Origin of the sequence: Limnoraphis robusta BA-68 BA1, assembly GCF_034932365.1 — a bacterium.
Lineage (GTDB): Bacteria > Cyanobacteriota > Cyanobacteriia > Cyanobacteriales > Microcoleaceae > Capilliphycus > Capilliphycus robustus.
This window is the reverse complement of sequence record NZ_JAYGHR010000106.1, coordinates 1-25716: the sequence shown is the minus strand read 5'-3', so window position 1 is coordinate 25716 and position 25716 is coordinate 1. Positions and strand designations below refer to the sequence as shown.

Annotated in this window: 16 protein-coding genes; 11 read left to right on the top strand and 5 right to left on the bottom strand. The window is 46.1% G+C overall.

What is annotated here, in order from left to right:
• From VB836_RS29345 to VB836_RS29330, 4 genes are all read left to right on the top strand, one after another.
• Nucleotides 1-344: zinc ribbon domain-containing protein (locus VB836_RS29345; protein ID WP_323224973.1), on the top strand; the 344-nt coding region annotated here is incomplete at its 5' end.
• A gap of 51 nt (nucleotides 345-395) precedes the next feature.
• Nucleotides 396-3437: an MFS transporter gene (locus VB836_RS29340; protein ID WP_323224971.1), complete on the top strand. Its 3042-nt coding sequence runs from the start codon at nucleotides 396-398 to the stop codon at nucleotides 3435-3437.
• Nucleotides 3438-3496: 59 nt separating this feature from the next.
• On the top strand, nucleotides 3497-3979 hold the full coding sequence (locus tag VB836_RS29335) for a Crp/Fnr family transcriptional regulator (protein ID WP_323224969.1): 483 nt from the start codon (nucleotides 3497-3499) through the stop codon (nucleotides 3977-3979).
• 117 nt (nucleotides 3980-4096) lie between these two features.
• Nucleotides 4097-5047: a bestrophin family protein gene (locus tag VB836_RS29330; protein WP_046280501.1), complete on the top strand. Its 951-nt coding sequence runs from the start codon at nucleotides 4097-4099 to the stop codon at nucleotides 5045-5047.
• 19 nt (nucleotides 5048-5066) lie between these two features.
• Here the strand turns inward: VB836_RS29330 and VB836_RS29325 are convergent, their stop codons facing one another.
• Both VB836_RS29325 and VB836_RS29320 read right to left on the bottom strand, forming a co-directional pair.
• Nucleotides 5067-5402: a DUF4870 domain-containing protein gene (locus VB836_RS29325; RefSeq protein WP_046280500.1), complete on the bottom strand. Its 336-nt coding sequence runs from the start codon at nucleotides 5400-5402 to the stop codon at nucleotides 5067-5069.
• Between the two features lie 66 nt (nucleotides 5403-5468).
• Nucleotides 5469-8159, bottom strand: coding sequence for a PAS domain S-box protein (locus VB836_RS29320; protein ID WP_323224965.1), 2691 nt, complete (start codon nucleotides 8157-8159; stop codon nucleotides 5469-5471).
• A 677-nt stretch (nucleotides 8160-8836) separates the two neighbouring features.
• Between VB836_RS29320 and prfC the strand changes: the two genes are divergently transcribed.
• A complete protein-coding gene (prfC, locus tag VB836_RS29315; RefSeq protein WP_323224962.1) occupies nucleotides 8837-10465 on the top strand; it encodes a peptide chain release factor 3 in 1629 nt (542 codons plus the stop codon).
• Between the two features lie 100 nt (nucleotides 10466-10565).
• On the opposite strand, the gene aqpZ is transcribed toward prfC, so the two are convergent.
• The 3 genes from aqpZ to hisD form a co-directional block, all read right to left on the bottom strand.
• Nucleotides 10566-11315 carry an aquaporin Z gene (aqpZ, locus tag VB836_RS29310; RefSeq protein WP_046280497.1) on the bottom strand — a complete coding sequence of 250 codons (750 nt, stop codon included), beginning with the start codon at nucleotides 11313-11315 and terminating at the stop codon, nucleotides 10566-10568.
• Nucleotides 11316-11483: 168 nt separating this feature from the next.
• Nucleotides 11484-11906, bottom strand: a complete 423-nt coding sequence (locus VB836_RS29305) for a universal stress protein (RefSeq protein WP_046280496.1) — start codon at nucleotides 11904-11906, stop codon at nucleotides 11484-11486.
• 145 nt (nucleotides 11907-12051) lie between these two features.
• Nucleotides 12052-13380 carry a histidinol dehydrogenase gene (gene hisD, locus VB836_RS29300; RefSeq protein WP_323224959.1) on the bottom strand — a complete coding sequence of 443 codons (1329 nt, stop codon included), beginning with the start codon at nucleotides 13378-13380 and terminating at the stop codon, nucleotides 12052-12054.
• A 47-nt stretch (nucleotides 13381-13427) separates the two neighbouring features.
• Between hisD and VB836_RS29295 the strand changes: the two genes are divergently transcribed.
• The 6 genes from VB836_RS29295 (at nucleotide 13428) to VB836_RS29270 (ending at nucleotide 25537) form a co-directional block, all read left to right on the top strand.
• On the top strand, nucleotides 13428-13655 hold the full coding sequence (locus tag VB836_RS29295; protein WP_323224957.1) for a hypothetical protein: 228 nt from the start codon (nucleotides 13428-13430) through the stop codon (nucleotides 13653-13655).
• A 132-nt stretch (nucleotides 13656-13787) separates the two neighbouring features.
• Nucleotides 13788-14102, top strand: coding sequence for a 30S ribosomal protein S20 (gene rpsT / locus VB836_RS29290; RefSeq protein ID WP_323224955.1), 315 nt, complete (start codon nucleotides 13788-13790; stop codon nucleotides 14100-14102).
• A 706-nt stretch (nucleotides 14103-14808) separates the two neighbouring features.
• Nucleotides 14809-15591: a TatD family hydrolase gene (locus VB836_RS29285; protein ID WP_323224954.1), complete on the top strand. Its 783-nt coding sequence runs from the start codon at nucleotides 14809-14811 to the stop codon at nucleotides 15589-15591.
• A gap of 197 nt (nucleotides 15592-15788) precedes the next feature.
• Nucleotides 15789-19088, top strand: coding sequence for a DNA-directed RNA polymerase subunit beta (gene rpoB / locus VB836_RS29280; RefSeq protein ID WP_046280492.1), 3300 nt, complete (start codon nucleotides 15789-15791; stop codon nucleotides 19086-19088).
• A gap of 203 nt (nucleotides 19089-19291) precedes the next feature.
• The gene (locus VB836_RS29275; RefSeq protein ID WP_046280491.1) at nucleotides 19292-21181 is read left to right on the top strand and encodes a DNA-directed RNA polymerase subunit gamma; all 1890 of its coding nucleotides are present in this window, start codon (nucleotides 19292-19294) and stop codon (nucleotides 21179-21181) included.
• Nucleotides 21182-21370: 189 nt separating this feature from the next.
• Complete coding sequence (locus tag VB836_RS29270) at nucleotides 21371-25537, top strand: DNA-directed RNA polymerase subunit beta' (protein ID WP_323224950.1); 4167 nt, start codon at nucleotides 21371-21373, stop codon at nucleotides 25535-25537.
• Nucleotides 25538-25716 lie beyond the last annotated feature (179 nt).

Here is a 25716-nt window from a genome sequence, read left to right as displayed (position 1 = left end):
CGACATTTGAGACTTCCCAGATGGCTTTAAAAGCTACCCGCAAAATTAGAGTAAAGTCAGCCAGAAATATGCTGTCATTTGCTCACTATCGATTTCAACAATTTCTTAAGCATAAAGCTTTTGAGACAGGGAAATTAGTCCTTGATGTCTGTGAAGCCTACACCAGTAAAACAGTTAGCTGGACTGGAGAAATTGTCAACGTGGGTGGTTCTAAGTTAATCAAATCAAAAATAGATGGTCGGGTTATGGATAGAGACATAAATGGCGCACGAGGTATTTTTCTTCGTGCTTTGGTAGATATACCCTGGATGCAACAACATCTTGCATTTGTTAATAAAAGTTAGCAAAAAAGTATCGGTTATCAAAACATCTACGTCAAGGGGTCTCAACACTGAATGGAAAAGCAAATCAGTGGGTCTGCGGTTTTTGGACAAAGGCTACTGCGAAGTCTAAACCTGCGTCCAGAAGAAGTTGATCGAACCTTCCTGATGTTCTTGGTCTATACCTTGACATCGGCAGGTTTAATTTGGCTGGAACTCAGTACAGTCGGCCTGTTCCTCGAACAATACGGCGCCGATAAACTCCCTTGGATTTATATTGCTAGCGCCGCCATCGGTTCAAGTTTGGGCGTCGTATACTCCTGGCTGCAAAAAATTCTGCCTCTGCGTCGGGTGATCGTCGTCATTCTACTGCTGATGGCCGTTCCCCTGTTTTTATTCCGGGTGGGATTAGGAATTAATAACGTTCGGATCGCTGGCCTCAGTGTTGAGTTTATCACCCTGTTTCTGATGTGGTTATGGGTCGAAGCCTGCTACTTACTCAACGACCTCAATACCTCCATTACCACCAACCAACTGTTTAATATTCGCGAAATTAAGCGCACCTATCCCCTAATTAGTAGTGGATTTTTGGTAGCCGGAGTCGTCAGTGGTTTTTCACTGCCCCTGATTTTAAGATTCGTCGGGTTAAAAAATGTCACAATCGTTTCCGGGCTAATGGTGCTGATCGGTGCAGCGATCTTATTTTACCTCGCTCAACGCCACCGACAATCCTTTCCTGATTCCTCCCGTTGGACACCCGAAGACGAACAGCCCGAATTTAGCAGCCGTAACCTCAAAGGACCCCTACAAGGCTATGTCATCCCGCTAATCGCCTTTTTCGTGATGGCAGAAGTCCTCTACGTTCTCGTAGACTTCCAATTTTTTAGTCAGCTTGAATATCAAAATGAAGCCGCAGGAGCCAGTGGTATTGTCAGTTTCCTCGGCATCTTTGAAGGCATCCTCAGCACCTTTCAAGTCGCCACTCAATGGTTTGCCTCCAGTCGCCTCGTTGAACGAACAGGCGTCTTTGCCACCGCCAGCATCCTCCCCATCGGCATCGCCGCTTTAGGCACCTTCTCTCTAATTGGCGGCATCACAGGCTTATTTACCGTATTCCTCGGTTTTGTCATCCTGAGATTTTTAGATGAACTCTTTCACTACACCTTAATCGAAACCACCGGAGCCGTCCTGTTTCAGCCCCTGCCGGATAATACACGCAGCGATATTCAAACCCTAGTCAATGGCGTTTTTGAACCCATGTCTACCGGGGTTTCCGGTGTCTTGATTTTATTAGTCTTGGCCGTCAGCCATTGGCTACTTCCTGAACAGCCCGACATCGAGTTTCAAAGTCAGCAGAGTCTAGTCTTTGTCGCCGTCATTATTGCTCTATCTATCGTTTGGCTGTTAGTCGTCTTAGCCATCCGCACCCAATACGTTAGCCTCCTGGTTCGCAGCGCCGAACGGGGACGTCTAGGTGTTACCGACGTGAATATGCGGGCTTTGAAGCGATCGGTTGCTGAAACCCTCAGCCAGCCCAAACCCGATGCCGATAAGCGATCCTGTATCGAACTCCTCAGCCAACTCGATCCTAAAAATGTCGGTGAAACCCTCGTTCCCCTCTTAGAAGAGCTATCGCCCGCCCTCCAGCGCCAAAGCCTGGAAATCATGCTGCATTACCCCAACCCTGACTATTTGGGTGAAATTCGCGCTCTCTCTCGTCGCGCCCTCCCCCCAGAAGTCCTCGCTTTAGCCTTGCGCTACATCTGGCTCACCGAAACCGAACCCGATATAGAACAGTTACGCCCCTACCTCCAGCCTCAAGTCGATCCCGTTGTGCGCGGAACGGCTGCTGCTTTAATTATGCGACGCGGCGATCGCGAACAAAAAGCCGTTGCCACAAACACCATCCGCCGGATGATTACCTCCTCCCAAGAACGAGAACGAGTCATGGGAGCGCGTGCTTTAGGAGAAGCCGATTATTTACAAGGCTTGCGCCTCTATCTCGATGATTTGTTGCAGGATGATTCCCTGCGGGTGCGCTGCGCTCTCCTAGATGTGATCGCCTCCACTCACATGGAAGAATATTATCCCTCTCTTGTCAAAGCACTCTCCTATCGTTCCACCCGAGAAGCGGCACGACAAGCCCTCGTCCGACTGGAAAATGATGCCATTCCCCTCTTAGTGGGTGTTGCTGAAGATATCCATAGAACCGATTTAGTTCGACTCCAAGCCTGGACTGCGATCGGAGAAATTGGGACTCTTGAAGCAATTGATAGCCTAGTTAATCATCTGATCACCTCTTGGGGAAATACACGCCGCAATATTTTACGAATCCTGCTGAAAATTCCCGACGATGCCGGAATTGAAGGCGTGTTGGATCGGATTGGGCGCAGTGGCGTAGAAACGTTAATTGAGCAAGAATTAATGTTTATCGGTCAGATTTATGCCGCCGTGATCGATTTATCCTTATTACCCCTGGGGAAAATCAACCCCAACAGCATCAGTGGCGATCGACTTGAGTCCCAATCTCCTCAACAACTCCTCGCACAAGCTTTACGGGGATTAGAGTTAGATGCGATCGAGCGCTGTTTTTTACTGATGAAGTTCCTCTATCCGTTAGGATCAATTCAGGCTGCTGCCTTTAATATTCGCTCAGAGCAAGCCGGAAATGTGGCGCGAGGCTTGGAAATCTTGGATAATACAGTCGATATTGCCAGTAAGCGATCGCTGATCAATATCTTGGATCGCCACTCAGAGCAAGAAAAGCTAGAATATCTCGCACCGTTAATCCCTTATCGACCCCTCAAACCCAGTCATCGCCTGCGTCGTTTATTAGAATTACGTCACTTTCTCTCCGATTGGACCCTGGCTTGTTGCTTTCATTTAGCCCGTGCGTCTCACTGGAGTCTAACCGCAGAACAAACCCTCATGTGCTTGCGACATCCGACAGGTTTTGTCCGTGAAGCCGTTTTAGCCTATTTAAGAATAGCTTCGCGACGGGCTTTGGTAGAATTGTTGCCAATGCTGCAAAATGATCCCGATCGTTTAGTTGCAACTCAAGTTACGCAGATGATGGACGAACTGGGAGTGAATGGATCTAGCTCTCGTTCCACTTAAACCCCAAAGCGTCCGATAACGGACGACTTTTGATTTTAAATCAAAACTCTGAAATAATTATGTTAACCAGCGTAGAACGCCTATTATTTGTCAGGGGAGTCCCCATTTTTCAGGAGCTACGGGACGATTTCTTAGTGCGTTTGGCTTCTGTTATGGATGAACTCTCGTTCCCAACCGATCATAATATTTTTACAGAGGGACAAGAAGGGCGATCGCTCTATATTGTGGTTTCTGGGCGGGTAAGAGTTCACATTGGCGATCGCGAACTGACTAAAATGGGACAAGGAGCCTGTTTTGGGGAGATGTCATTATTTGATGCTGAACCCCGTTCTGCTTCTGTCAGTACCCTCGAACCCTGCGACTGTCTGATGCTCACTCAAATGCAGCTTTATGACGCCATTGATGAAACACCCGGAATTGCGATTAATATTATCAGGATGCTCTCCCGTCGGGTCAGAGAATTGAACCAGAAATCAAACGCTCAAACCTCCTCAGTTTCCGATGGGGTTAAATTAGCTCAAGTGCGTTCGACTCAAAGCTGACAAGCTACTTTGACAAATTGAGAAGCCTTAACCTTAGTTGATAGAGTCAGATGATTCAGCAATCTCCATTGCAAGTTTCATTTTTTAGAGTCATCAATTCCTCAGTAAACTAATTCTATGATTGATGCGAATCAAAACTGGTTCCAAGTTGCCTTTCGAGTCAGTGGTTCTGTTATTCCCGCTATTTTACCTCGGGTTCTTTTTTGTACGCTGTTTGGAGTCTTATTATCCATTCTTGATCTCTTGGGTTTTTCCCTACAAACTCGCGCTTTAGATAACTTTATACTGCCGGATTTAGTCTTAGGACTCTTATTAGTCTTTCGGACGAATACAGCCTATGATCGCTTTTGGGAAGGTCGAAAATCCTGGGGAACTTTAGTGAATACTGTTCGCAATTTTGCCCGTCAAATTTGGGTATCAATTGCCGAAAAAAATCCTAGTGATACTCAAGAGAAAGTTGCAACCCTGCGATTATTAGTTGCCTTTGCCTTTGCCATGAAATTACATCTGCGAGGTGAAAAACCCAATCATGAAATTGCAGATTTAGTCTCACCAGAGCAATATTCTATCCTCCAATGTATGAATCATCCTCCCCTAGAAATTGCCCTATGGATCGGAGATTATCTTCAGCGTCAATATGATCGCAACTGTCTTAACACCTATCAACTAACTGCTATGTTTAAGTTACTTGATGCTATGGTTGATGTGTTGGGTTCTTGTGAACGCATCATCAAAACTCCCATGCCTCTGGCTTACAATATTCACTTAAAACAGATTCTATTAATCTATTGTTTGATTTTGCCCCTGCAATTAGCAGATGACCTTCTTTGGTATACTGGAATTGTCGTGGGAATTATGAGCTTTACCTTATTTGGAATTGAAGAAATTGGTCGTGAAATTGAAAATCCCTTTGGTTACGATCAGAATGATTTACAATTAGATTCTATTTGTAAAACTATGAAACGAAACATTGAAGATATGATCTCCATTGAACCCAGCGTTCATTGTAATCTTGAGGAGTTTCAATCGGAGGTTTTTCACCCCAAAAATTCATCCCTTGATTGTTAATATTCCTCCTGAGTTTTCCTCAAAAAAAGCGGTATATAAACCTATAGTGATAGGGTTTACTGGGATTTTTAATCACAGAGACTATCCCAAAAATAGGCAGAACAAAACTAACCAACCCTAACAGAAATAAAAGTGGAATTCCAATTCCAATCGAAATTAAAATCACACAAATAAAAAGAGCAATATAGAAATTAAGGTAAACATTCAAAGCCTCCTTAGCATTTTCTTGAACCACTGAATCTTCTGACGCAAAAAAAATCCCAAACGGAATTCCTACCGGAACCAAAAGACTACTAAAAAAAATCGATCCATGACATAAAGCACAGAGCAGTCTGCGTTTATCTTCTGCGTTCACCCGTCACTTTCTCCTGATGATCATCTACCGAATTCATCATACCTTCAAACGGTTTCACTGTCTTTTTTAACCTCTGCGTTGTCGAATGGGAATCTCAATCACAAACTCAGATCCCTGTCCCACCTCAGAGTAACATTCTAAATGACCCTGATGTTTTTCGACCACAATCTGATAACTAATTGATAGCCCCAAACCCGTTCCTCGACCAATTGGTTTTGTCGTAAAAAAGGGATCAAACAGCTTCTGACGAACTTGTTCAGGCATTCCTGGCCCGTTATCCACAATTCGGATCATCACCCAACTAAAGTTTACAACTTCTGTTTGAATTTGGATCATCGGTTTTTGGCAGGGGTTCTCCTGACTCTCCAGACTAGAAGATTGACACTGAACTCTCTGGGTATTCTGTTCATTGATTGCATCAATTGCATTCACCAAAATATTCATAAACACCTGATTCATTTGACCTGCATAACACTCCACAAGCGGAAGATTCCCATAGGTTTTAATCACCTCAATTCCCACCTGTCCGGCTTGCTCTTTGAGGCGATTTTGCAAGATTAAGAGTGTACTATCAATTCCTTGATGTAAATCAACGGCTTTAAACTCCGCTTCATCCAGTCGAGAAAAATTCCGCAACGACACGACAATCTGACGAATTCGATCCGCCCCCATCTTCATCGAACTCAAAAGTTTAGGTAAATCTTCTTGAATAAATTCAAGCTCTATTTCTTCGATATGTTGCTGGATTTCTGGCACAGGTTGCGGATAATATTCTTGATATAAACTCAGCAAATTCAATAAATCATCGGTATATTCAATTGCGGGAATTACATTACTATAAACAAAAGTTACAGGATTATTAATTTCATGGGCAATACCTGCTACCATTTGCCCCAAACTTGACATTTTTTCGGCTTGAATGAGATGAGTTTGAGTTTGTCGTAACTTTTGTAATGCTGCTTCTAGTTGTTGAGCTTGAGCTTGAGCTTGAGTCACATTTGCTTGAGTTTGTGCATAAAGTTGAGCTTGATTAATGGCAATTGCTAATTGATCGGTTACGGCTTTTAGAAGTTCTAGTTCATTCTCATTCCAGACATGACTATTTTGATGATGACTACAAGAAAGAATCCCAATTTCACCGAACTGAGTTTGAATAGGAATTGACAAAAAAGAAAGAAAGCCTAATTGCGTTAAAAATTGACGCAGATCGGCTTCCCATACCTCAGCAATATCATTCACTAAAATGTTCTCTAACTGCAAGTAACGCATCGCCCAACTTCCCACCTGTTCAACTGAATAGCAACCGACTAAACTGAGGAGTTCGGAATTTTTAGCCTCATACACCACTTCCCAATAATCTAAAAAAGATGAAACTTTTATCGGCTCTAACTGTTCTCTGAATTGAGACTTTGGAGAATGAGAACGATACCAGACAAAATAGCAGCGATCAAGCTGTAATAAATTCTGAATCTGACAGACGGTTGTTTGTAAAATAGTATCCAGATCAAGAGAATTGCGAATTTGACTCGCGATGCGATTAATTAACTCTTCTTGTTGAGCCAGTTGACGAAATTTGGCTTCAGATTTTTGTAGCGCTTCTTCTGCTTGTTTACAAGGGGTAATATCTGTTACCGTACCAATATAACCGATAATTTCTCCATTTTCATTTTTTTGAGCGATCGCCTGACCAAACACCCAACTGATTTTACCTGTCGAATGCTGCATTCGATATTCAGAACGAAATGTTTCTCCCTGTTGAACTGTTTTTTGCCATTCTTCAACAACTCTTGCTCGATCTTCGGAATAAATTGTTTTTATCCACCCCTTTCCAAAAGAGGCGGATTGATCAGTGCCGGAAATTTCACAGCAGCGTTCGTTAACATACAAACAATTTCCTTGAGAGTCTGTCCGAAAGATTCCTACTGGAGACGTTTCTGCTAAAACTTGATAACGGCGTTCACTTTGACGTAAAGCTTCTTCGGCTTCTATTTTATCTGTGACATCTTCAGCTAGTGATAAAATTGAAACCAGTTTACCTGACTCATCAAATAAAACAGAGTTATACCAGTCGCAATAAACAATTGAGCCATCTTTTGTATAGTTACGATTACGAACTGAATTGCGGGGTTGAGTTCTATCCATTAACGAAGCCATGATTTGATTTACTTTTTCTACATCTTCTGTTAGAATAAAACTCCATTGATTAGGATGTAAATTTATCACTTCTTCTGCTTTCCATCCAAAAATTATTTCCGCTTGCTTAGACCAACGCAAAACTCTAAATTCTTGATCCCATTCTATGACTCCTAAAGGTGTATTTTCGATATGAAAACTAAGCTGCTGATGAGCAAGTTCAAGAGCTTGATTCATTTGTTCGAGTTCTGCCGGACTCTTTAAAGACAAAACTTGAGGAATCAGAGGAATCATTGCAGCAGCCGTTACAACGGAAATTAAAGCAGTCATGGCTTTAATCGTTCCCGATACCCAATAAATTGGATACCAAAGTGTTATAATTGCCATCAAATGAGTCAAACCACAAGCAATGATAAACGCCGCAAACAATATGAAAATGTTAGGATAGGGTAAATCTCTTCGCTTGTGGACAAAATAAAATAGGGTCGTTGGAATCGAAAAATAAGCCAAAAATATTAAGAGATCACAAATCAGGTGTAAGGCTACCAGTTGAGGTCGCCAAAGGTAACAGTGACCATGAGGAATAAAAGAAAAAATCGTTAAAATCTCTGGGAAAAGTGTCATAACAGAATCAATCTAGATGATTTTCAGTAATTGAGGAACATACAAGAGAATAAAATCCTAGATCAATTGATAGATCCGACGTAGAATAAAGTTGACAAAAAACATAAAAGAAGGTAAAATTTAGTAGATGAATAGCCGAGTGAATTGCTCTGATTAACTCAGAAAATGAATAGCCCTGATCCTCAAAAAATCGGCTTTATAGAAGGATGTTTTTGAAAGACCTCTAATTGCTTTCAGCCAATAATCTTGAGATCATCAGTTAATATGATATCTATATTAACCTCAACATCTCAATTGATCCAAGCCATTTCAAGAGATTTTAAATTTTCATTCAAGCAAGATGAAGTTAAGCTCAAAAATGATCCATCCAAGCACGGGACCCGAGCAATGTTGTGAATTTTTCGTTAAACCGCTCAGGAGATCAAAGGACTGAGCGCCCCTAATCCCTTCTCAGGTCGGACTTGATATTCAAGTTTATTTAAATTAAAATAAAACTCAACCCCTAAATTTTTTGAGCAGTCAGATGGCTCCAATCTAGGATAGAATTGACGAATCACAGACTCAAACTATCGCGCGAGGCTGGCATCTCAAAAACAGTCCACTACCGTCAAGTCCAGCACTCTAGAACTGTTGTCACTTTCATCGGTTCTGCTTCCAGATTTCAATAAGGCTTTGTAATGTCTACAGAAACTCAAACCGAACTCCAAGAAGAGGTTGAACGAAGACGCAACTTTGCAATTATCTCTCACCCCGACGCCGGAAAAACCACCCTCACCGAGAAACTCCTTCTGTACGGAGGTGCCATTCACGAAGCCGGTGCCGTTAAAGTCCGTAAAACCCAACGTCACGCCACTTCTGACTGGATGGCGATGGAACAACAACGGGGAATTTCCATCACCTCCACCGTATTACAGTTTGAGTACAGTGGCTATCAAATCAACCTCCTCGATACACCCGGACACCAAGACTTCAGCGAAGACACTTATCGCACCCTAGCCGCAGCAGATAACGCCGTGATGCTGGAAGATGCCGCCAAAGGTTTAGAACCCCAAACCCGCAAGCTGTTTGAAGTCTGCAAAATGCGGAGTCTTCCCATCTTTACCTTCATCAACAAAATGGATCGACCTGGACGAGATCCCTTAGAACTGTTAGATGAAATCGAAAAAGAACTCGGCCTTAAGCCCTACGCCGTTAACTGGCCAATCGGCATGGGGGACAGTTTTAAAGGCGTATTTGACCGACGCACCCAGCAAATCTATCTCTTTCAGCGATCGCATCATGGCAGCCGAGAAGCCGCAGAAACCGTGATTAGCCTGGGAGATCCCCGCATCGAAGCGTTATTAGATCAAGATCTATACTATCAACTCAAAGAAGATGTAGAACTCCTCAAAGAACTCGGATCAGACCTAGACTTAGAACAAGTCCATCAAGGTAAAATGACTCCCGTATTTTTTGGGAGCGCCATGACCAACTTCGGCGTGAAACTGTTTCTCGAAGCCTTTTTAGAATATGGCTTAAAACCGGGCGTTCATCGCAGCAGCGTCGGTGAAGTTCCCCCCGAGTATCCAGACTTTACCGGGTTTGTCTTTAAACTGCAAGCCAATATGGACCCCAAACATCGCGATCGCGTCGCCTTTGTGCGGGTTTGTACGGGAAAATTTGAAAAAGATATGACCGTCAACCACGCACGTACAGGCAAAACCGTCCGTTTGTCTCGTCCTCAAAAACTGTTTGCTCAAGACCGAGAATCGATTGACAACGCCTATCCCGGTGATGTCATCGGCTTAAATAATCCCGGTGTATTTGCCATTGGTGACACCATTTACAACGGTCAAAAAATCGAATACGAAGGCATTCCTTGCTTCTCTCCCGAACTGTTCGCCTACCTGAGAAACCCCAACCCCTCTAAGTTCAAACAGTTTCGCAAAGGCGTTTCCGAGTTACGGGAAGAAGGCGCTGTTCAGATCATGTATTCCGCCGACGAAGCCAAACGCGATCCGATATTAGCCGCCGTTGGTCAACTGCAATTTGAAGTGGTGCAGTTCCGACTCCAGCAAGAATACGGTGTAGAAACCCTTCTCGAATTACTGCCCTATAGCGTAGCCCGTTGGGTACATGGCGGTTGGGAAGCCTTAGAAAAAGTTGGACGTTTATTTAATACCGTCACCGTCAAAGATAGTTGGGGCAGACCTGTTTTGCTGTTCAAAAACGAATGGAACTATCAACAGGTGAAAAGTGATCATCCAGAATTGCAATTGAATAATATTGCACCCGTTGTTTCCGGTCAAGAACCAGAATCTATCTAATATCCTGTCCTGTAGAGGCGAGTTAGCTCAGAGATTGAACCTAACCCGCTCCTATAGGACTTCGTTTAATTATCGGTTTAAAGAGCGAACCTGTTTCAACCTAGCCCTCAAAATCAGGCTTTAGTTCTTGCTCCCGTGCAGAAGGTTCAAAAGCAAAATAATAAGCAAATCCAGCCGCAATTCCGCCTAAAATCGGAGCAATCCAGAACAACCACAGTTGAGCCACCGCCCATCCTCCAACAAACAAAGCCGGGGCTGTACTGCGAGCCGGATTGACAGAAGTATTTGTCACCGGAATACTAATTAAATGAATTAATGTTAAAGCTAAACCAATGGCAACAGGGGCTAAACCTTGAGGCGCACGGCGATCGGTTGCACCCAAAATCACCATCAAGAACATGAATGTTAAAACGAACTCAGCCACAAAAGCCGCTACCATCGAATACTTACCTGGAGAATGTTCTCCAAAGCCATTGGATGCAAAACCTGCACTCACGTCAAACCCAGCGCTACCACTGGCAATTAAGAAAAGAACAGCAGCACCCAAAATCCCACCGAGAACTTGAGCAACAATGTAAGGGAGCAATTCATTACCGGGAAAGCGCTTGCACGCCCACAAACCAAAGGAAACTGCTGGGTTCAGATGACATCCAGAGATATGACCAATGGCATAAGCCATCGTTAAAACGGTTAAACCAAAAGCTAAAGAAACACCCACTAATCCAATTCCCAAGGGATTAGCGATATCACCAGTTGGAAACGATGCCGCTAGAACCGCACTTCCACAACCCCCAAACACCAACCAGAAGGTTCCAATGAACTCTGCTAAACACCGTTTAGTAATCGGCATTTTTTACTCCACTCCTTCAACAGTAGCTATTTATACCTCAAACAACATATAAAGCCAAATTCAAAAATAAACAATCTTCTTAAGATAAAATTCAGATTTGATTCGGTCTGTAGATCTTGGTATGGGCTTCTTCAAGCGTTAGCTAACCTTCAGGATATTGAGTTTTTGCTATTCTCCATTCTCTTTAACGACTAGGACTGAACAGTTAGCCTCCGCAACCACTTGAGCGCTAACAGAGCCTTGTAAAATTCGATTTAATCCCGTTAATCCCCGACTCCCGAGAATAATTAAATCCGCTTTGTAAATGTTCGCCAGACGAATAATTTCAACCGCCGGATCGCCATAAACGATTTCCAGTTCACTGCGAAAGTCTAACTTATCTTGATAAAGCCTGAGTTGTTCTTGTAAAAATTCTCCCGATGAGTCTGGATGAGGACGATCAGCAAGAGATTCACTATCGGATTCTAACGTCGGAATGACATGGGAGAAGATAATATTTGTTGTCGGTTGTAATTGAAATTGTTCCAGAGCCTGAATCACTAACTCCATCAAAGGTGAACCATCAACAGCAACCAGAATCGTTTTCAGCACAGAATACTTCTCCTCCCAGATACAAGTCACGATTGTTCGTGACTTCCAATCATAGCAAGATATGCCACTCAAAGCCCTTGCTTGGATCAAGATCATTGATCTCAATGTCGAACTTTAAGCCTTGATCACGGATCATTAAACGGGGCTACAACGGACTATCAAGATCGACTTCACCCGAGGGGTTTTCCATGCGTTTACGCACAGAGTCCGCATGAGAAGGCAAACCTTCCGCCGTCGCCAGAATATTCACCGCATTGGCCACTTTTTGCAGAGCCGTTTGAGAATATTGGATCAAGCTAGAGTGTTTCAAGAAAGTTTCTACCCCCAAAGCCGAAGCATAACGAGCCGCTCCCGAAGTTGGCAAAGTATGATTGGGGCCTGCCAGATAATCTCCCACCGCTTCCGGTGTGGAATAGCCCAAGAAAATCGCTCCAGCGTGACGGATTTTTTCAACAATCGCCCAGGGATCTTCGACTTCGAGTTCTAGATGTTCAGGGGCGAACTCATTCGAGAGTTTAGCCGCCGCCTCCAAGGACTCAACGACCACCACTAAACCATAATGAGCGATCGCTTTTTCTGTTAAAGTTCGTCGAGGGTGATCCACTAACTGACGTTCGACCTCAGCCACGACCCGTCGAGCTAAAGCCGAGTCTGTCGTGAGCAAAATCGCCGCCGCCATCGGATCATGTTCAGCTTGAGCCAACAGATCAGCCGCCACATGAATCGGGTTCGCCTTGCTATCAGCAATAATTAAAACCTCTGAAGGCCCAGCCAAAGAATCAATACCGACCGTTCCATAGACCAACTTCTTCGCCAGAGTAACATAAACATTACCAGGTCCTGTGATCACATCAACTTTCGGGATTGTTTCCGTACCGTAGGCTAAAGCAGCCACAGCCTGCGCTCCCCCCACCCGATAAATTTCTTGAACTCCCGCAACTTGCGCCGCCACCAACACCGCCGGATTCACCTTGCCTTCCGGGCCGGGAGGCGTAATCATCACAACGTGAGGAACCTTAGCGACCTTCGCCGGAATCGCATTCATCAAGACGGTACTCGGATAAGCCGCTCGGCCTCCGGGAACATATAAACCCGCCCGGTCAACAGGAGTGTAGCGTTTACCCAAGACCACATCATCCTCTCCAAACTGAACCCAAGACTTGGGAACCCGTTGGCGATGAAAAGCTTCAATTTGTTGAGCAGCCAACCGGATCGCATCCAGAAGTTCTTTAGAGACTTGCTGGTAGGCAGCATCTAACTCGGAACCACTAACCCGCAACTGTTCTGGGGTTAAGGTTTGGTGGTCAAATTCTTGGGTGTAGTGCAGTAGAGCTTTGTCACCTTGTCGTTTAACGGTTTGCAGCACTTCCCGTACCGTTGCCTCTTTATTAAGGATCATGTCATCATGGGTACGACTGGCGATCCGTCGCAGTTCTGATTGTGCTTCGACCCACTGAGTGATAATTCGCAGCATGGTGATTAGAAGTGCCAACCTGAAGAGTTATCGGCTAGAAGACGGAATTGAGAATCAGTCGGAAGCATCAACCTGCTCCACAAAAGGCTTTGAACTCCAAAGCGATCGCCCGAAATTCTTCTTTTGTCTTTGCCTGTCGCTATTTCCGAGTTTCTCATTACCTTTCATCCATTAAAAACGTTAGGCGTTCCCGAACTTCTTGTAATAGTTTAACGTATCCTACCCTCGCCCGTCCCACATTCCGGCTTTTAACAGAAATTACTGCCTACTGGTGAGTGACTCCCAACACCCCTGCAAAATCCCACAGGGGTCTGTTACAATTTTTGCAGAAAAGATGTTATAGTAGTATTTCTGTAACTTGTGTATCTAGAACCCTGAAGACCCGCATCTGGTAAGAACGCGAACCTATGGCTAATATTAAGTCTGCAATCAAACGAATCGAAGTTGCAGAGCGCAATCGACTCCGAAACAAATCTTATAAGTCCGCAGTGAAAACCTTAATGAAAAATTATTTCGCTGCGGTCGAGAAATATGCTTCCAATCCGAATGAGGACAACTTAACGGAAGTGAACCAGCGAATGGCAGCAGCATACAGTAAAATTGACAAAGCGGTTAAGCACCGAGTCCTGCATCGCAACAACGGTGCCCACAAAAAAGCTAGACTCGCCAAAGCACTCAAACCTTACTTTTCTACTCCAGAGGCTCAGGCATCAGCGTCCTAAGTGATGGAACTCAGAAGTAGACAAGCGGAAGTTCAATTCGTTTGTCATCCCTGAAAGTGGAGGGGAGATGAGTTAGCTCTTCTCCCAATCAGCCTTTTTAACAATTTGTTCACAGTCACCGGGAAATCCCCGTTGTGTGAGTGAACCTTCACGCTATTCTAGAGAAGTAACTTAGTAGACAATTTATGGTACAAAACGGTACTATCTGTAAGATAAGATAATAGATCTATGCAGCGTGACTATAACGCAAGCCTCAATGCGCGAACGTTTCGCCGAAGGCTATTCGGTTTGAGCCTGTGGAATAGGAAGTGCCGACACCCTATGAAACCCAGTATAGTCTGGAAGAAGCACCGAACGAAGCATTAATACGGGTAGAACCCGTGTTATATCAGTTTTCGATAGCAGTTATAAACATAGAAATTTAAAAGTGATCCTTACTAAATTAAGTCTAAACTTGCAAGTGGGTTAAACAACAATGGCAAATTGTCAGAGTGGAGATTTGCAGAAAATCGTTGAGATCTGAACCCTTAAACCGGAGGTGATTTGGGTGTAATCACTCAAGCCCAACCCCAACTTAAGAGCGTTACTCGACGGTTGACTCGACTCCAGATGCCAGAAAGCCGCTGCCCCACATCCCCAAGATTAACGTTAGAATGCAGTTGCCATTGACCCATCCCCTAACTCAGCAACGAAATACTCAAGTATAATGCAGCTCGTTGATACTCACGTTCATCTCAACTTTGATGTCCTCTCATCGGACTTAGAAGCGATCAAACAACGGTGGCAAGCAACAGGTGTTGTTCGTTTGGTTCATTCTTGTGTACACCCTGGAGAGTTCACCGCAATACAGGCGATCGCCGATCAAGTCGAACACCTGTATTTTTCAGTCGGTTTGCACCCCTTAGATGCCGAAAAATGGACAACCGCAACCGATGAACACATCATCAAGCTAGCACAATCTGATCCCCGTGTGGTAGCGATTGGTGAAATGGGATTGGACTTTTATAAAGCTGATAATCACTTACAGCAAATCCAAGTCTTTGAAGCCCAACTAAAGATTGCTTACCACCTCAACAAACCCGTAATTATTCACTGTCGAGAGGCAGCCGAACCGATGGCGAAACTGTTGCGAAAGTTTTGGGAACGTATCGGCCCGGTTCGCGGAGTCATGCACTGTTGGGGAGGAACACCCGAAGAAACCCAGTGGTTTCTAGATCTAGGATTTTACATCAGCTTCAGTGGAACAGTCACCTTCAAGAAAGCCGATCAAATCCAAGCCTCAGCCCGTTTAGTCGATAGTGATCACCTGTTGGTTGAAACCGACTGTCCATTTCTAGCCCCCGTTCCTCATCGGGGTAAACGAAACGAACCCGCCTACGTCCGTCATGTCGCCGAAAAAGTCGCCCAACTCCGAGACATTCCGTTAGAAATCCTCGCCCAGCAAACCACTCAAAACGCCTGTCAATTATTCGGCTTACCCCGACCGTAAGCATGAGAAAAACTGCGATTGAGCGTTTTAAAATCCATAGGATTGAATTTCCGCCCAATATCAATCAACAATCAATCACCTACAATCCCCAAAACCTCAAAAAGCCGTCAAAAGTTTATGATTAAAACCTAATCTTTTTTCAACTCAATCGCCCCGCCATTTCGATCCCAACTCTACCCAAAACCCAAACAAAACCGATGATCAATCCCAACTCAGAAGAATCGATGTTCCTACTCCCCGACTTGATCGATATTCAACGTTCAAGTTTTCGGTGGTTCCTCGAAAGCGGACTGATTGAGGAATTAGAGAGCTTCTCCCCCATCACCGACTATACCGGAAAACTAGAACTGCATTTCCTGGCTCAAAACTATCGACTCAAACAGCCCAAATACGACGTAGACGAAGCCAAACGCCGGGATAGCACCTACGCCGTACAAATGTACGTTCCCACCCGCCTGATCAACAAAGAAACGGGCGAAATCAAAGAACAAGAAGTCTTCATCGGCGACCTGCCCTTAATGACCGAACGCGGCACATTCATTATCAACGGTGCCGAACGAGTCATTGTTAACCAAATCGTTCGCAGTCCCGGAGTTTACTATAAATCAGAAATTGACAAAAACCAACGTCGGACTTACAGCGCTTCCCTCATTCCCAACCGAGGCGCCTGGCTAAAATTTGAAACCGACAAAAACGATCTCGTTTGGGTGAGAATCGATAAAACCCGGAAACTCTCCGCTCAAGTTCTACTCAAAGCCCTCGGACTCTCCAACAACGAAATCTTCGACGCCCTGCGTCACCCCGACTACTTCCAAAAAACCATTGATCGAGAAGGCGAATTTAGCGAAGAAGACGCCTTAATGGAACTCTACCGCAAACTACGTCCAGGAGAACCTCCCACCGTCGCCGGAGGAGAACAACTCCTCAATAATCGCTTCTTCGATGCCAAACGCTATGATCTAGGTCGAGTTGGACGCTACAAACTGAATCGCAAACTGCGTCTGAGTATACCCGATACCATGCGGGTACTCACCCCCACCGACATTTTAGCGGCGATCGATTACCTGATTAACCTCGAATACGACATCGGCGAAACCGACGACATCGACCACTTAGGAAACCGTCGGGTGCGTTCCGTTGGAGAACTGTTACAAAACCAAGTGCGAGTCGGTTTAAACCGCCTAGAACGGATTATCCGTGAACGCATGACCGTCAGTGACTCCGACTCCTTAACACCTGCTTCTCTAGTTAACCCCAAACCCCTGGTTGCAGCCATTAAAGAATTCTTCGGGAGTTCTCAACTGTCCCAGTTTATGGATCAAACCAATCCCTTAGCAGAATTGACCCATAAACGCCGGATCTCCGCTCTTGGCCCTGGTGGTTTAACCCGAGAACGAGCCGGGTTTGCCGTCCGAGATATTCACCCCTCCCACTACGGGCGGATTTGTCCGATTGAAACCCCAGAAGGCCCCAACGCAGGCTTAATCGGTTCCTTGGCTACCCATGCGCGAGTCAACCCTTATGGGTTCATCGCCACCCCCTACTATCCCGCCGAAAACGGCCGCGTGCGTCGAGATGGGCCTCCCGTCTACATGACCGCAGACGAAGAAGACGATTTACGAGTCGCACCGGGAGACGTTTCAACAGATGCCGAAGGCAACATTTTAGGAGAAGTCGTTCCCGTCCGTTATCGTCAGGACTTCACCGAAACCACCCCCGACCAAGTAGACTATGTAGCCGTTTCACCCGTTCAAATCATCTCGGTTGCTACCTCACTGATTCCCTTCCTCGAACACGACGACGCCAACCGCGCCCTGATGGGGTCTAATATGCAGCGCCAAGCGGTTCCCCTGCTGCGACCCGAACGGCCCCTCGTGGGAACAGGTTTAGAAGCCCAAGCCGCCAGAGACTCCGGGATGGTGATTGTCTCTCAAATTGATGGAGAAGTCACCTATGTCGATGGCGCTTATATTCGCGTCACCTCACCCGAAGGCCAAGAAGTCGAGTACGAGTTACAGAAATACAGCCGTTCTAACCAAGATACCTGCTTAAATCAACGTCCCCTCGTCTACGAAGGCGACCAAGTAGTGGTCGGACAAGTGTTAGCAGATGGTTCCTCCACAGAGGGCGCAGAACTCGCATTAGGTCACAACGTCATCGTGACTTATATGCCTTGGGAGGGATACAACTACGAAGACGCCATTTTAATTAGTGAGCGCCTCGTCTATGAGGACATCTACACCTCCATTCACATCGAAAAATACGAAATCGAAGCCCGACAGACCAAACTCGGGCCAGAAGAAATTACCCGAGAAATTCCTAACGTCGGGGAAGATTCCCTGCGACAACTTGATGCTAACGGCATTATTCGAGTTGGGGCTTGGGTCGAAGCCGGAGACATCCTCGTGGGTAAAGTCACCCCCAAAGGAGAATCCGATCAGCCTCCTGAAGAAAAACTTCTGCGGGCCATCTTTGGAGAAAAAGCCCGAGATGTTCGGGATAACTCCCTGCGGGTTCCCAACGGCGAAAAAGGGCGGGTCGTTGATGTGCGCGTCTTTACTCGTGAACAAGGGGATGAACTGCCGCCTGGGGCGAATATGGTCGTGCGGGTTTATGTCGCTCAAAAACGGAAAATCCAAGTCGGCGACAAAATGGCTGGACGACACGGGAATAAAGGGATCGTTTCGCGGATTCTGCCTGTCGAGGATATGCCCTATTTACCCGATGGACGGGCTGTGGATATCGTCTTGAATCCTTTGGGTGTACCGTCGCGGATGAACGTCGGCCAGATCTTTGAATGTTTGCTGGGATGGGCGGGCGAGAACTTAAAAATGCGTTATAAAGTCGTTCCGTTTGACGAGATGCACGGACAGGAAATGTCACGGGAAACCGTTCATGGAGAGTTGAAGCTGGCTCGAGAACAGACCAAAAAAGATTGGCTGTTTAACCCCGATAATCCCGGTAAAGTGCTGCTCTACGATGGTCGTACAGGAGAACCTTTTGATCAACCTGTAACCGTCGGTGTGGCTTATATGCTGAAGCTGGTTCACCTCGTCGATGACAAAATCCACGCTCGTTCAACTGGCCCCTACTCCCTCGTTACCCAACAACCCCTTGGAGGAAAAGCCCAACAAGGCGGACAGCGATTTGGAGAAATGGAAGTTTGGGCGCTCGAAGCCTTCGGTGCTGCTTATACCTTGCAGGAATTACTCACCGTTAAATCCGATGATATGCAAGGTCGTAACGAAGCCCTCAACGCGATTGTCAAAGGCAAAGCCATTCCTCGCCCCGGCACGCCAGAATCCTTTAAGGTATTGATGCGCGAATTACAGTCTCTCTGTTTAGATATTGCCGTTCACAAAGTCGAAACAGGTGACGATGGCATCAGCCGAGATTTGGAAGTGGACTTAATGGCAGACGAACCCAATCGGGGACGTACTCCCTCCAAACCCACTTACGAATTTACCCCGGTTGGAGAAGACGACAGTGACTCTTAAACAGTGACCAGTGAACAGTGACCAGTGACCAGTGAAGAGTTTTCAGCGATCAATTTCCCAGATCCGCAGTGAAATGCACGAACTTCGTGCCTGGTTACTGTCATCAACAACCGCGATTCATCAGTTAACCTATCCGTTTCTATAGCGTTAACCCCGATCAACAACCGTTAACTCATCCGTTGACAATTCCGTTAACCATAATTATGCCTAAACTAGAACAACGTTTTGATTACGTCAAAATTGGGTTAGCTTCCCCAGAACGAATTCGGACTTGGGGAGAACGGACTTTACCCAATGGTCAAGTCGTTGGCGAAGTCACCAAACCCGAAACCATTAACTACCGTACCCTGAAGCCAGAAATGGATGGCTTATTCTGCGAGCGAATTTTTGGGCCTGCCAAAGATTGGGAATGTCATTGCGGTAAATACAAACGAGTTCGACATCGGGGTATTGTCTGTGAACGCTGTGGGGTAGAGGTGACAGAATCCCGAGTCCGTCGCCATCGCATGGGCTATATCAAGCTGGCTGCTCCGGTAACTCATGTTTGGTATCTTAAAGGGATTCCCAGCTATATGGCGATTTTGCTGGATATGCCTTTGCGAGATGTCGAGCAAGTCGTCTACTTCAACGCCTACGTCGTTCTCAACCCCGGTAATGCCGAAAATCTCTCCTACAAACAGTTGTTGATGGAAGAGCAGTGGCTAGAAATCGAAGAACAAATGTACAGTGAGGATACAACCCTCAGTGGCGTAGAAGTGGGGATTGGAGCCGAAGCGATCTCCCAACTGCTTGATGATATTCCCCTAGAAGAAGAAGCCGAACGACTCCGCGAAGAAATCGCTACGGCGAAAGGACAAAAACGCGCCAAATTGATTAAACGCCTGCGGGTGATTGATAACTTCATCGCGACAGGTTCTAAACCGGAATGGATGGTGCTGCACGTCATTCCCGTGATTCCCCCTGACTTGCGACCGATGGTGCAGTTAGACGGGGGACGCTTTGCCACCAGTGACCTCAATGATCTTTATCGTCGGGTGATTAACCGGAATAATCGTCTGGCTCGTTTGCAGGAAATATTGGCACCCGAAATCATTATCCGCAACGAAAAACGGATGTTGCAAGAAGCTGTGGATGCCTTAATTGATAATGGTCGGCGAGGACGAACAGTTGTGGGGGCCAATAATCGCCCCTTAAAATCCCTGTCCGATATTATCGAAGGGAAACAAGGTCGTTTTCGGCAGAACTTACTCGGAAAACGGGTAGATTACTCGGGACGTTCTGTGATTGTGGTTGGCCCCAAACTGAAGATGCACCAGTGTGGCTTACCCCGAGAAATGGCGATTGAGTTGTTTCAACCCTTTGTGATTCATCGGTTAATTCGCCAAGGTTTGGTCAATAACATTAAAGCTGCGAAGAAGTTGATTCAACGCAATGACCCCAGCGTTTGGGATGTTTTAGAAGAAGTAATTTCCGGTCATCCGGTCATGCTAAACCGAGCGCCGACATTACACCGTTTGGGGATTCAAGCCTTTGAACCGCTATTGGTTGAAGGACGAGCGATTCAGTTACATCCTCTGGTTTGTCCGGCATTTAACGCTGACTTTGATGGCGACCAAATGGCGGTTCACGTTCCCCTGTCCATTGAATCACAAGCAGAAGCTCGACTGTTGATGCTGGCTTCTAATAATATTCTGTCTCCGGCAACGGGTTCTCCGATTGTAACGCCTAGCCAAGATATGGTTTTGGGCTGTTATTATCTCACGGCTGAAAATCCGGCAGCCCTAAAAGGAGCTAACACCTATTTTGCCAGCTTAGTGGATGCGATCACTGCCTATGAACAAGGAGCGGTAGACCTACACGCGATGGTCTGGGTGCGCTTTAATGGCGTTGTGCTGACAGGCGAACCTGAACGACTGGACAAGGAGGAAACGAACAGCGATGGTGTTGTTACGAGAATCTATGCTGGTGAAAAAACTGGACAGCTTACTCGTCGAGTTCGAGAAGACAAAGATGGCCATATTTTGTCCCAGTATGTGCGGACTACACCGGGTCGAATTATTTTTAATAAAACTGTCCAAGATGTCCTCACTTAAGTACGGGGAATACTCCCCATTGCCTTTGGCTGGATAACTGTTGACTGTGAGGGGGCGGGTTTATATAGGTTGTCTGTGACAAACGCACATCTACGTGGAGTCCGCCCCTACGCTCACTCGTATCGGAGTGAAGCAGTTGATGAATTGCCCCTACAACTGATAACTGATAACTGTTCACCGAAAAAACCCATGACTGAAAGCCAAAAAATCTTCCGTAACCAAATTATTGACAAGAAGCAACTCAAGAAGTTAATCTCTTGGGCATTTACCCATTATGGTACTGCTCGTACTGCTCAGATTGCAGACGAATTGAAGGATATGGGATTCCGCTATGCTACACGAGCCGGAGTTTCCATCAGTGTCGAAGATTTACAAGTTCCGCCTTCTAAACGGAGTCTCCTAGACGAAGCCCAAGAAGAAATTCGCCGCACGGAACGCCGCTATACCAAAGGAGAAATCACTGAAGTCGAACGCTTTCAGAAAGTCGTTGATACCTGGAACGGAACTTCTGAGGCCCTCAAAGATGAAGTGGTGCGGAACTTCAAATCGACCAATCCCCTCAACTCCGTTTACATGATGGCATTTTCTGGAGCGAGAGGCAACATTTCTCAGGTGCGCCAGTTGGTCGGAATGCGGGGACTGATGGCAAACCCCCAAGGGGAAATTATCGACTTGCCGATTAAAACCAACTTCCGCGAGGGATTAACCGTTACCGAATACATCATCTCCTCCTACGGCGCTCGTAAAGGTCTAGTTGATACCGCGTTGCGGACTGCTGACTCGGGATATTTGACTCGGCGTTTGGTGGATGTCGCCCAAGACGTTATTTTGCGGGAAATCGACTGTTCAACTGAACGAGGTCTCTGGGTGCGAAGTATGACCGATGGTGAACGCACTCTGATTCCCCTTCAAGACCGCTTGTTTGGCCGAGTATTAGCAGCAGAAGTCAAACATCCCGAAACTGGAGAAATCGTCAGTTTTGAAGGAAAACTTGCGGTTCGCAACCAAGCGATTTGTGCTGATTTGGCGGCGGCTATCGGCCAATCGGGAGTCAAGGAAGTATTTGTGCGTAGTCCTTTAACTTGTGAGGCGACGCGCTCTGTTTGTCAGCATTGCTATGGCTGGAGTTTGGCTCATGCGTCGATGGTTGATTTAGGCGAGGCTATCGGGATTATTGCGGCTCAATCGATTGGTGAACCGGGAACTCAATTAACGATGCGAACCTTCCACACTGGAGGGGTTTTTACGGCTGAAGCTGCCGAAATTATCAAAGCACCTTTTGATGGAGTGGTTCGTATCCCGAAAAAACTGCGATTGCGAGCATTCCGAACTCGTCACGGAGATGATGCTTACTACATTGAAAGTAATGGTCTAATCACGGTAGAAAATGGCGATCGCACCGAATCCTTTAACGTCTCTCAAGGCAGTACCCTAATTGTCCAAAATAGCCAGCCTGTTAAGGCCGATCAAATCCTTGTGGAAATTCCAGCAGGCGGTCGTACTGCTCGGAAAACGACGGAAAAAGCGACAAAAGACGTTGCTACTGACTTAGCGGGTGAAGTCAAATTTGCTGATGTTATCGCCGAAGAAAAAACAGACCGTCAGGGGAACATGACCCGAATCGCCTCCCGAGGAGGTTTGATTTGGATTTTGTCGGGTGAGGTGTATAACTTACCTCCTGGAGCGGAACCTGTGGTTAAAAACGGAGATCGGGTTGAAAACGGCAGTGTACTGGCTCAAACTCGATTGGTTTCTGAACATGGGGGAATTGTTCGGATTAATCAAAGCGAAAATCGGTCTTCTACTGTGGCGATAGAGGGTGAGGTTCCTTCTCTTCAGGACCCGATGATTTCGACGGTTCGAGAGACGGCTGAAGCTGAACTGCCTCGGGAGATTGAGATTATTACGGCTTCTGTGTTGTTAGACCAAGCGTTGGTGCGGATACAGCAACTTCAAGGTCGTGAACAATATGTGATTGAAACGACGAGCAATAATCGCTTTTTGCTGAAGGTGACGCCGGGGAGCAAGGTGGAAAACCATGAGGTGATTGCTGAGTTGATGGACGACAGCTATCGCACTCCGACTGGAGGCATTATTAAATATGCTGGGGTGGAGGTGGCTAAACGTAGCAAGGCTAAACAAGGCTACGAAGTCATACAAGGTGGTACTCTGCTGTGGATTCCAGAAGAATGTCACGAGGTGAATAAGGATATTTCGCTGTTGTTGGCTGAAGATGGTCAATATGTGGAGGCGGGTACTGAAGTCGTTAAAGACATCTTCTGTCAGTCTAATGGGGTGATAGAAGTTACGCAGAAAAACGACATTTTGCGGGAAATCGTGATCAAACCGGGAGAACTCCATCTGGTGGATGACCCGGAAATGGTGATGGCGATTGATGGGCAAATTGCTAATCCCGGACAAGAAGTAATTCCAGGAATTGTGGCTAAGGAACTGCACTACATTGAATATGTAGAAACTCCCGAGGGTCCTGCATTATTATTGCGACCTGTTACTGAGTTTCATGTGCCGGAAACGCCGCCGATTCCTTCTCAAGAGTCTCTTAATGAGTCTATTTCTCTGCAAGCGGTTCAACGTTTGACTTACAAGGATGGTGAGCGGGTTCGTTCGGTGGAAGGGGTGGAACTGCTGCGAACTCAGTTGGTGATTAATATTGGTACTGAGGCTCCGCAACTGGCTGCTGATATTGAGTTGATTCCCCACGAGGAAGACCCGGATTTGATGCGCCTGCAATTGGTGATTTTAGAGTCTCTGGTGATTCGGCGCGATATCGTGGCTGATGCGACTCAAGGTAGCACTCGCACTCGTTTACTGGTGAAGGATGGTGATGAGATTGAACCTGGGGCTGTTGTTAGCCGGACTGAAATCCTCTGTAAGGATGAGGGTATTATCAGTGGGATTCGTTCGGGTACGGAAATTCAACGGCGGATTTTGCTGGTGCGGGATGCTGACCAAATGAAAATCGATCTAGCCCCTGGTCTTACACCGACTGTTAAACCGGGTCAGTTGGTGGTTGAAGGTTGTGAAATCGCACAGGGAGTTACACTTAAACCGGGTCAGTTGGTGGTTGAAGGTTGTGAAATCCCGCCGAAAGTTACACTGCCGGAATCTGGACAGGTGATTGCTGTTCATAAGGCGAATCGGGCAACAGCCCAGAGCGATCTCACTCAGTCTGAATCTGATGGGGCAACTTCTGAGTCTCAACTGGCTGCATCGGTGGTCGGGGATCAAATTGTTCTGCGTCTGGGTCGTCCTTACCGGGTTTCGTCTGGAGCGATTCTGCACCTGAATGATGGAGATTTGGTTCAACGGGGCGATAATTTGGTGTTGCTGGTGTTTGAACGGGCGAAAACCGGAGATATTATTCAAGGTTTACCTCGAATTGAGGAACTGTTGGAGGCTCGTAAACCCAAAGAAGCCTGTATTCTGGCTCGACATCCGGGTACTGCTCAAGTGAACGTTACCGATGAGATTGTGGAGTTGCGGGTGATTGAAAATGATGGCACGATTACTGATTATCCGTTGTTACCTGGGCAAACAGTAATTGTTTCCGATGGACAAATGGTGGATGTCGGTCAACCGTTAACCGACGGGCCTGCTAATCCTCACGAGATTGTGGAAGTTTTCTTTAATTATCATCAAGCTCATGATGGAATTTATGATGCGGCTTTGCTGAGTTTTCAACATTGCCAAGCTTTCTTAGTCAATGAGGTGCAGTCGGTTTATCAGTCTCAGGGGATTGATATTTCTGATAAACATATTGAGGTGATTGTTCGACAAATGACCTCGAAGGTGCGGATTGATGATGGTGGGGATACAACGATGTTACCGGGAGAACTGGTCGAACTTCGCCAGGTTGAACAAGTCAATGAAGCGATGTCTATCACAGGCGGCGCTCCTGCTCGTTATACACCGATGTTGTTGGGGATTACGAAGGCTTCTTTGAATACTGATAGCTTTATCTCGGCTGCGAGTTTCCAAGAAACGACTCGGGTGTTAACTGAAGCTGCGATTGAAGGCAAGTCTGACTGGTTACGAGGCTTGAAAGAAAACGTGATTATCGGTCGGTTGATTCCGGCAGGAAGCGGATTCAATGCCTATGAAGACTTGGCGGCGGGGGATTTTAGCTTAGACAGCAGTGGTATGAGTTACCTGGAAGACTCTGAAGATGAGTTGAAAGATGTTGTTTTTGATGACCGCACGGCTCGTTCTTACAGCAGTCCTGGTAAGATTGACCCGATTGATTTGGAGATCGATGAAGAGTCCGACGGCTTTCTCAAAGACAGTTCTCCCTTTTTGGATGATGAACTGATTGATGATGGCTACGAGGAAGATTAGTTGACATCCTCCCCTCGCTAAAAGCGAGGGATTCCTAGACTTCAGAATGCACGGTTTCTGCTTCACCCACATCTGCGTACACTACCAACCTTGGTTGATTATGTCCCCGTCTTACGTCATGTCCACAGACTTTCGACCCATTGCAGAGTCCCGATTCCGCCAGCCCGGCGGTACGGTGT

What these genes read in the sequence shown, in the direction of transcription:
- hisD (WP_323224959.1), bottom strand. Translation starts at nt 13,380, where the DNA reads ATGCTGCGAATTATCACTCAGTGGGTCGAAGCACAATCAGAACTGCGA.
- rpoB (WP_046280492.1), top strand. Translation starts at nt 15,789, where the DNA reads ATGATCAATCCCAACTCAGAAGAATCGATGTTCCTACTCCCCGACTTG.
- VB836_RS29335 (WP_323224969.1), top strand. Translation starts at nt 3,497, where the DNA reads ATGTTAACCAGCGTAGAACGCCTATTATTTGTCAGGGGAGTCCCCATT.
- VB836_RS29340 (WP_323224971.1), top strand. Translation starts at nt 396, where the DNA reads ATGGAAAAGCAAATCAGTGGGTCTGCGGTTTTTGGACAAAGGCTACTG.
- aqpZ (WP_046280497.1), bottom strand. Translation starts at nt 11,315, where the DNA reads ATGCCGATTACTAAACGGTGTTTAGCAGAGTTCATTGGAACCTTCTGG.
- VB836_RS29285 (WP_323224954.1), top strand. Translation starts at nt 14,809, where the DNA reads ATGCAGCTCGTTGATACTCACGTTCATCTCAACTTTGATGTCCTCTCA.
- VB836_RS29330 (WP_046280501.1), top strand. Translation starts at nt 4,097, where the DNA reads ATGATTGATGCGAATCAAAACTGGTTCCAAGTTGCCTTTCGAGTCAGT.
- VB836_RS29320 (WP_323224965.1), bottom strand. Translation starts at nt 8,159, where the DNA reads ATGACACTTTTCCCAGAGATTTTAACGATTTTTTCTTTTATTCCTCAT.
- prfC (WP_323224962.1), top strand. Translation starts at nt 8,837, where the DNA reads ATGTCTACAGAAACTCAAACCGAACTCCAAGAAGAGGTTGAACGAAGA.
- VB836_RS29270 (WP_323224950.1), top strand. Translation starts at nt 21,371, where the DNA reads ATGACTGAAAGCCAAAAAATCTTCCGTAACCAAATTATTGACAAGAAG.
- VB836_RS29275 (WP_046280491.1), top strand. Translation starts at nt 19,292, where the DNA reads ATGCCTAAACTAGAACAACGTTTTGATTACGTCAAAATTGGGTTAGCT.
- rpsT (WP_323224955.1), top strand. Translation starts at nt 13,788, where the DNA reads ATGGCTAATATTAAGTCTGCAATCAAACGAATCGAAGTTGCAGAGCGC.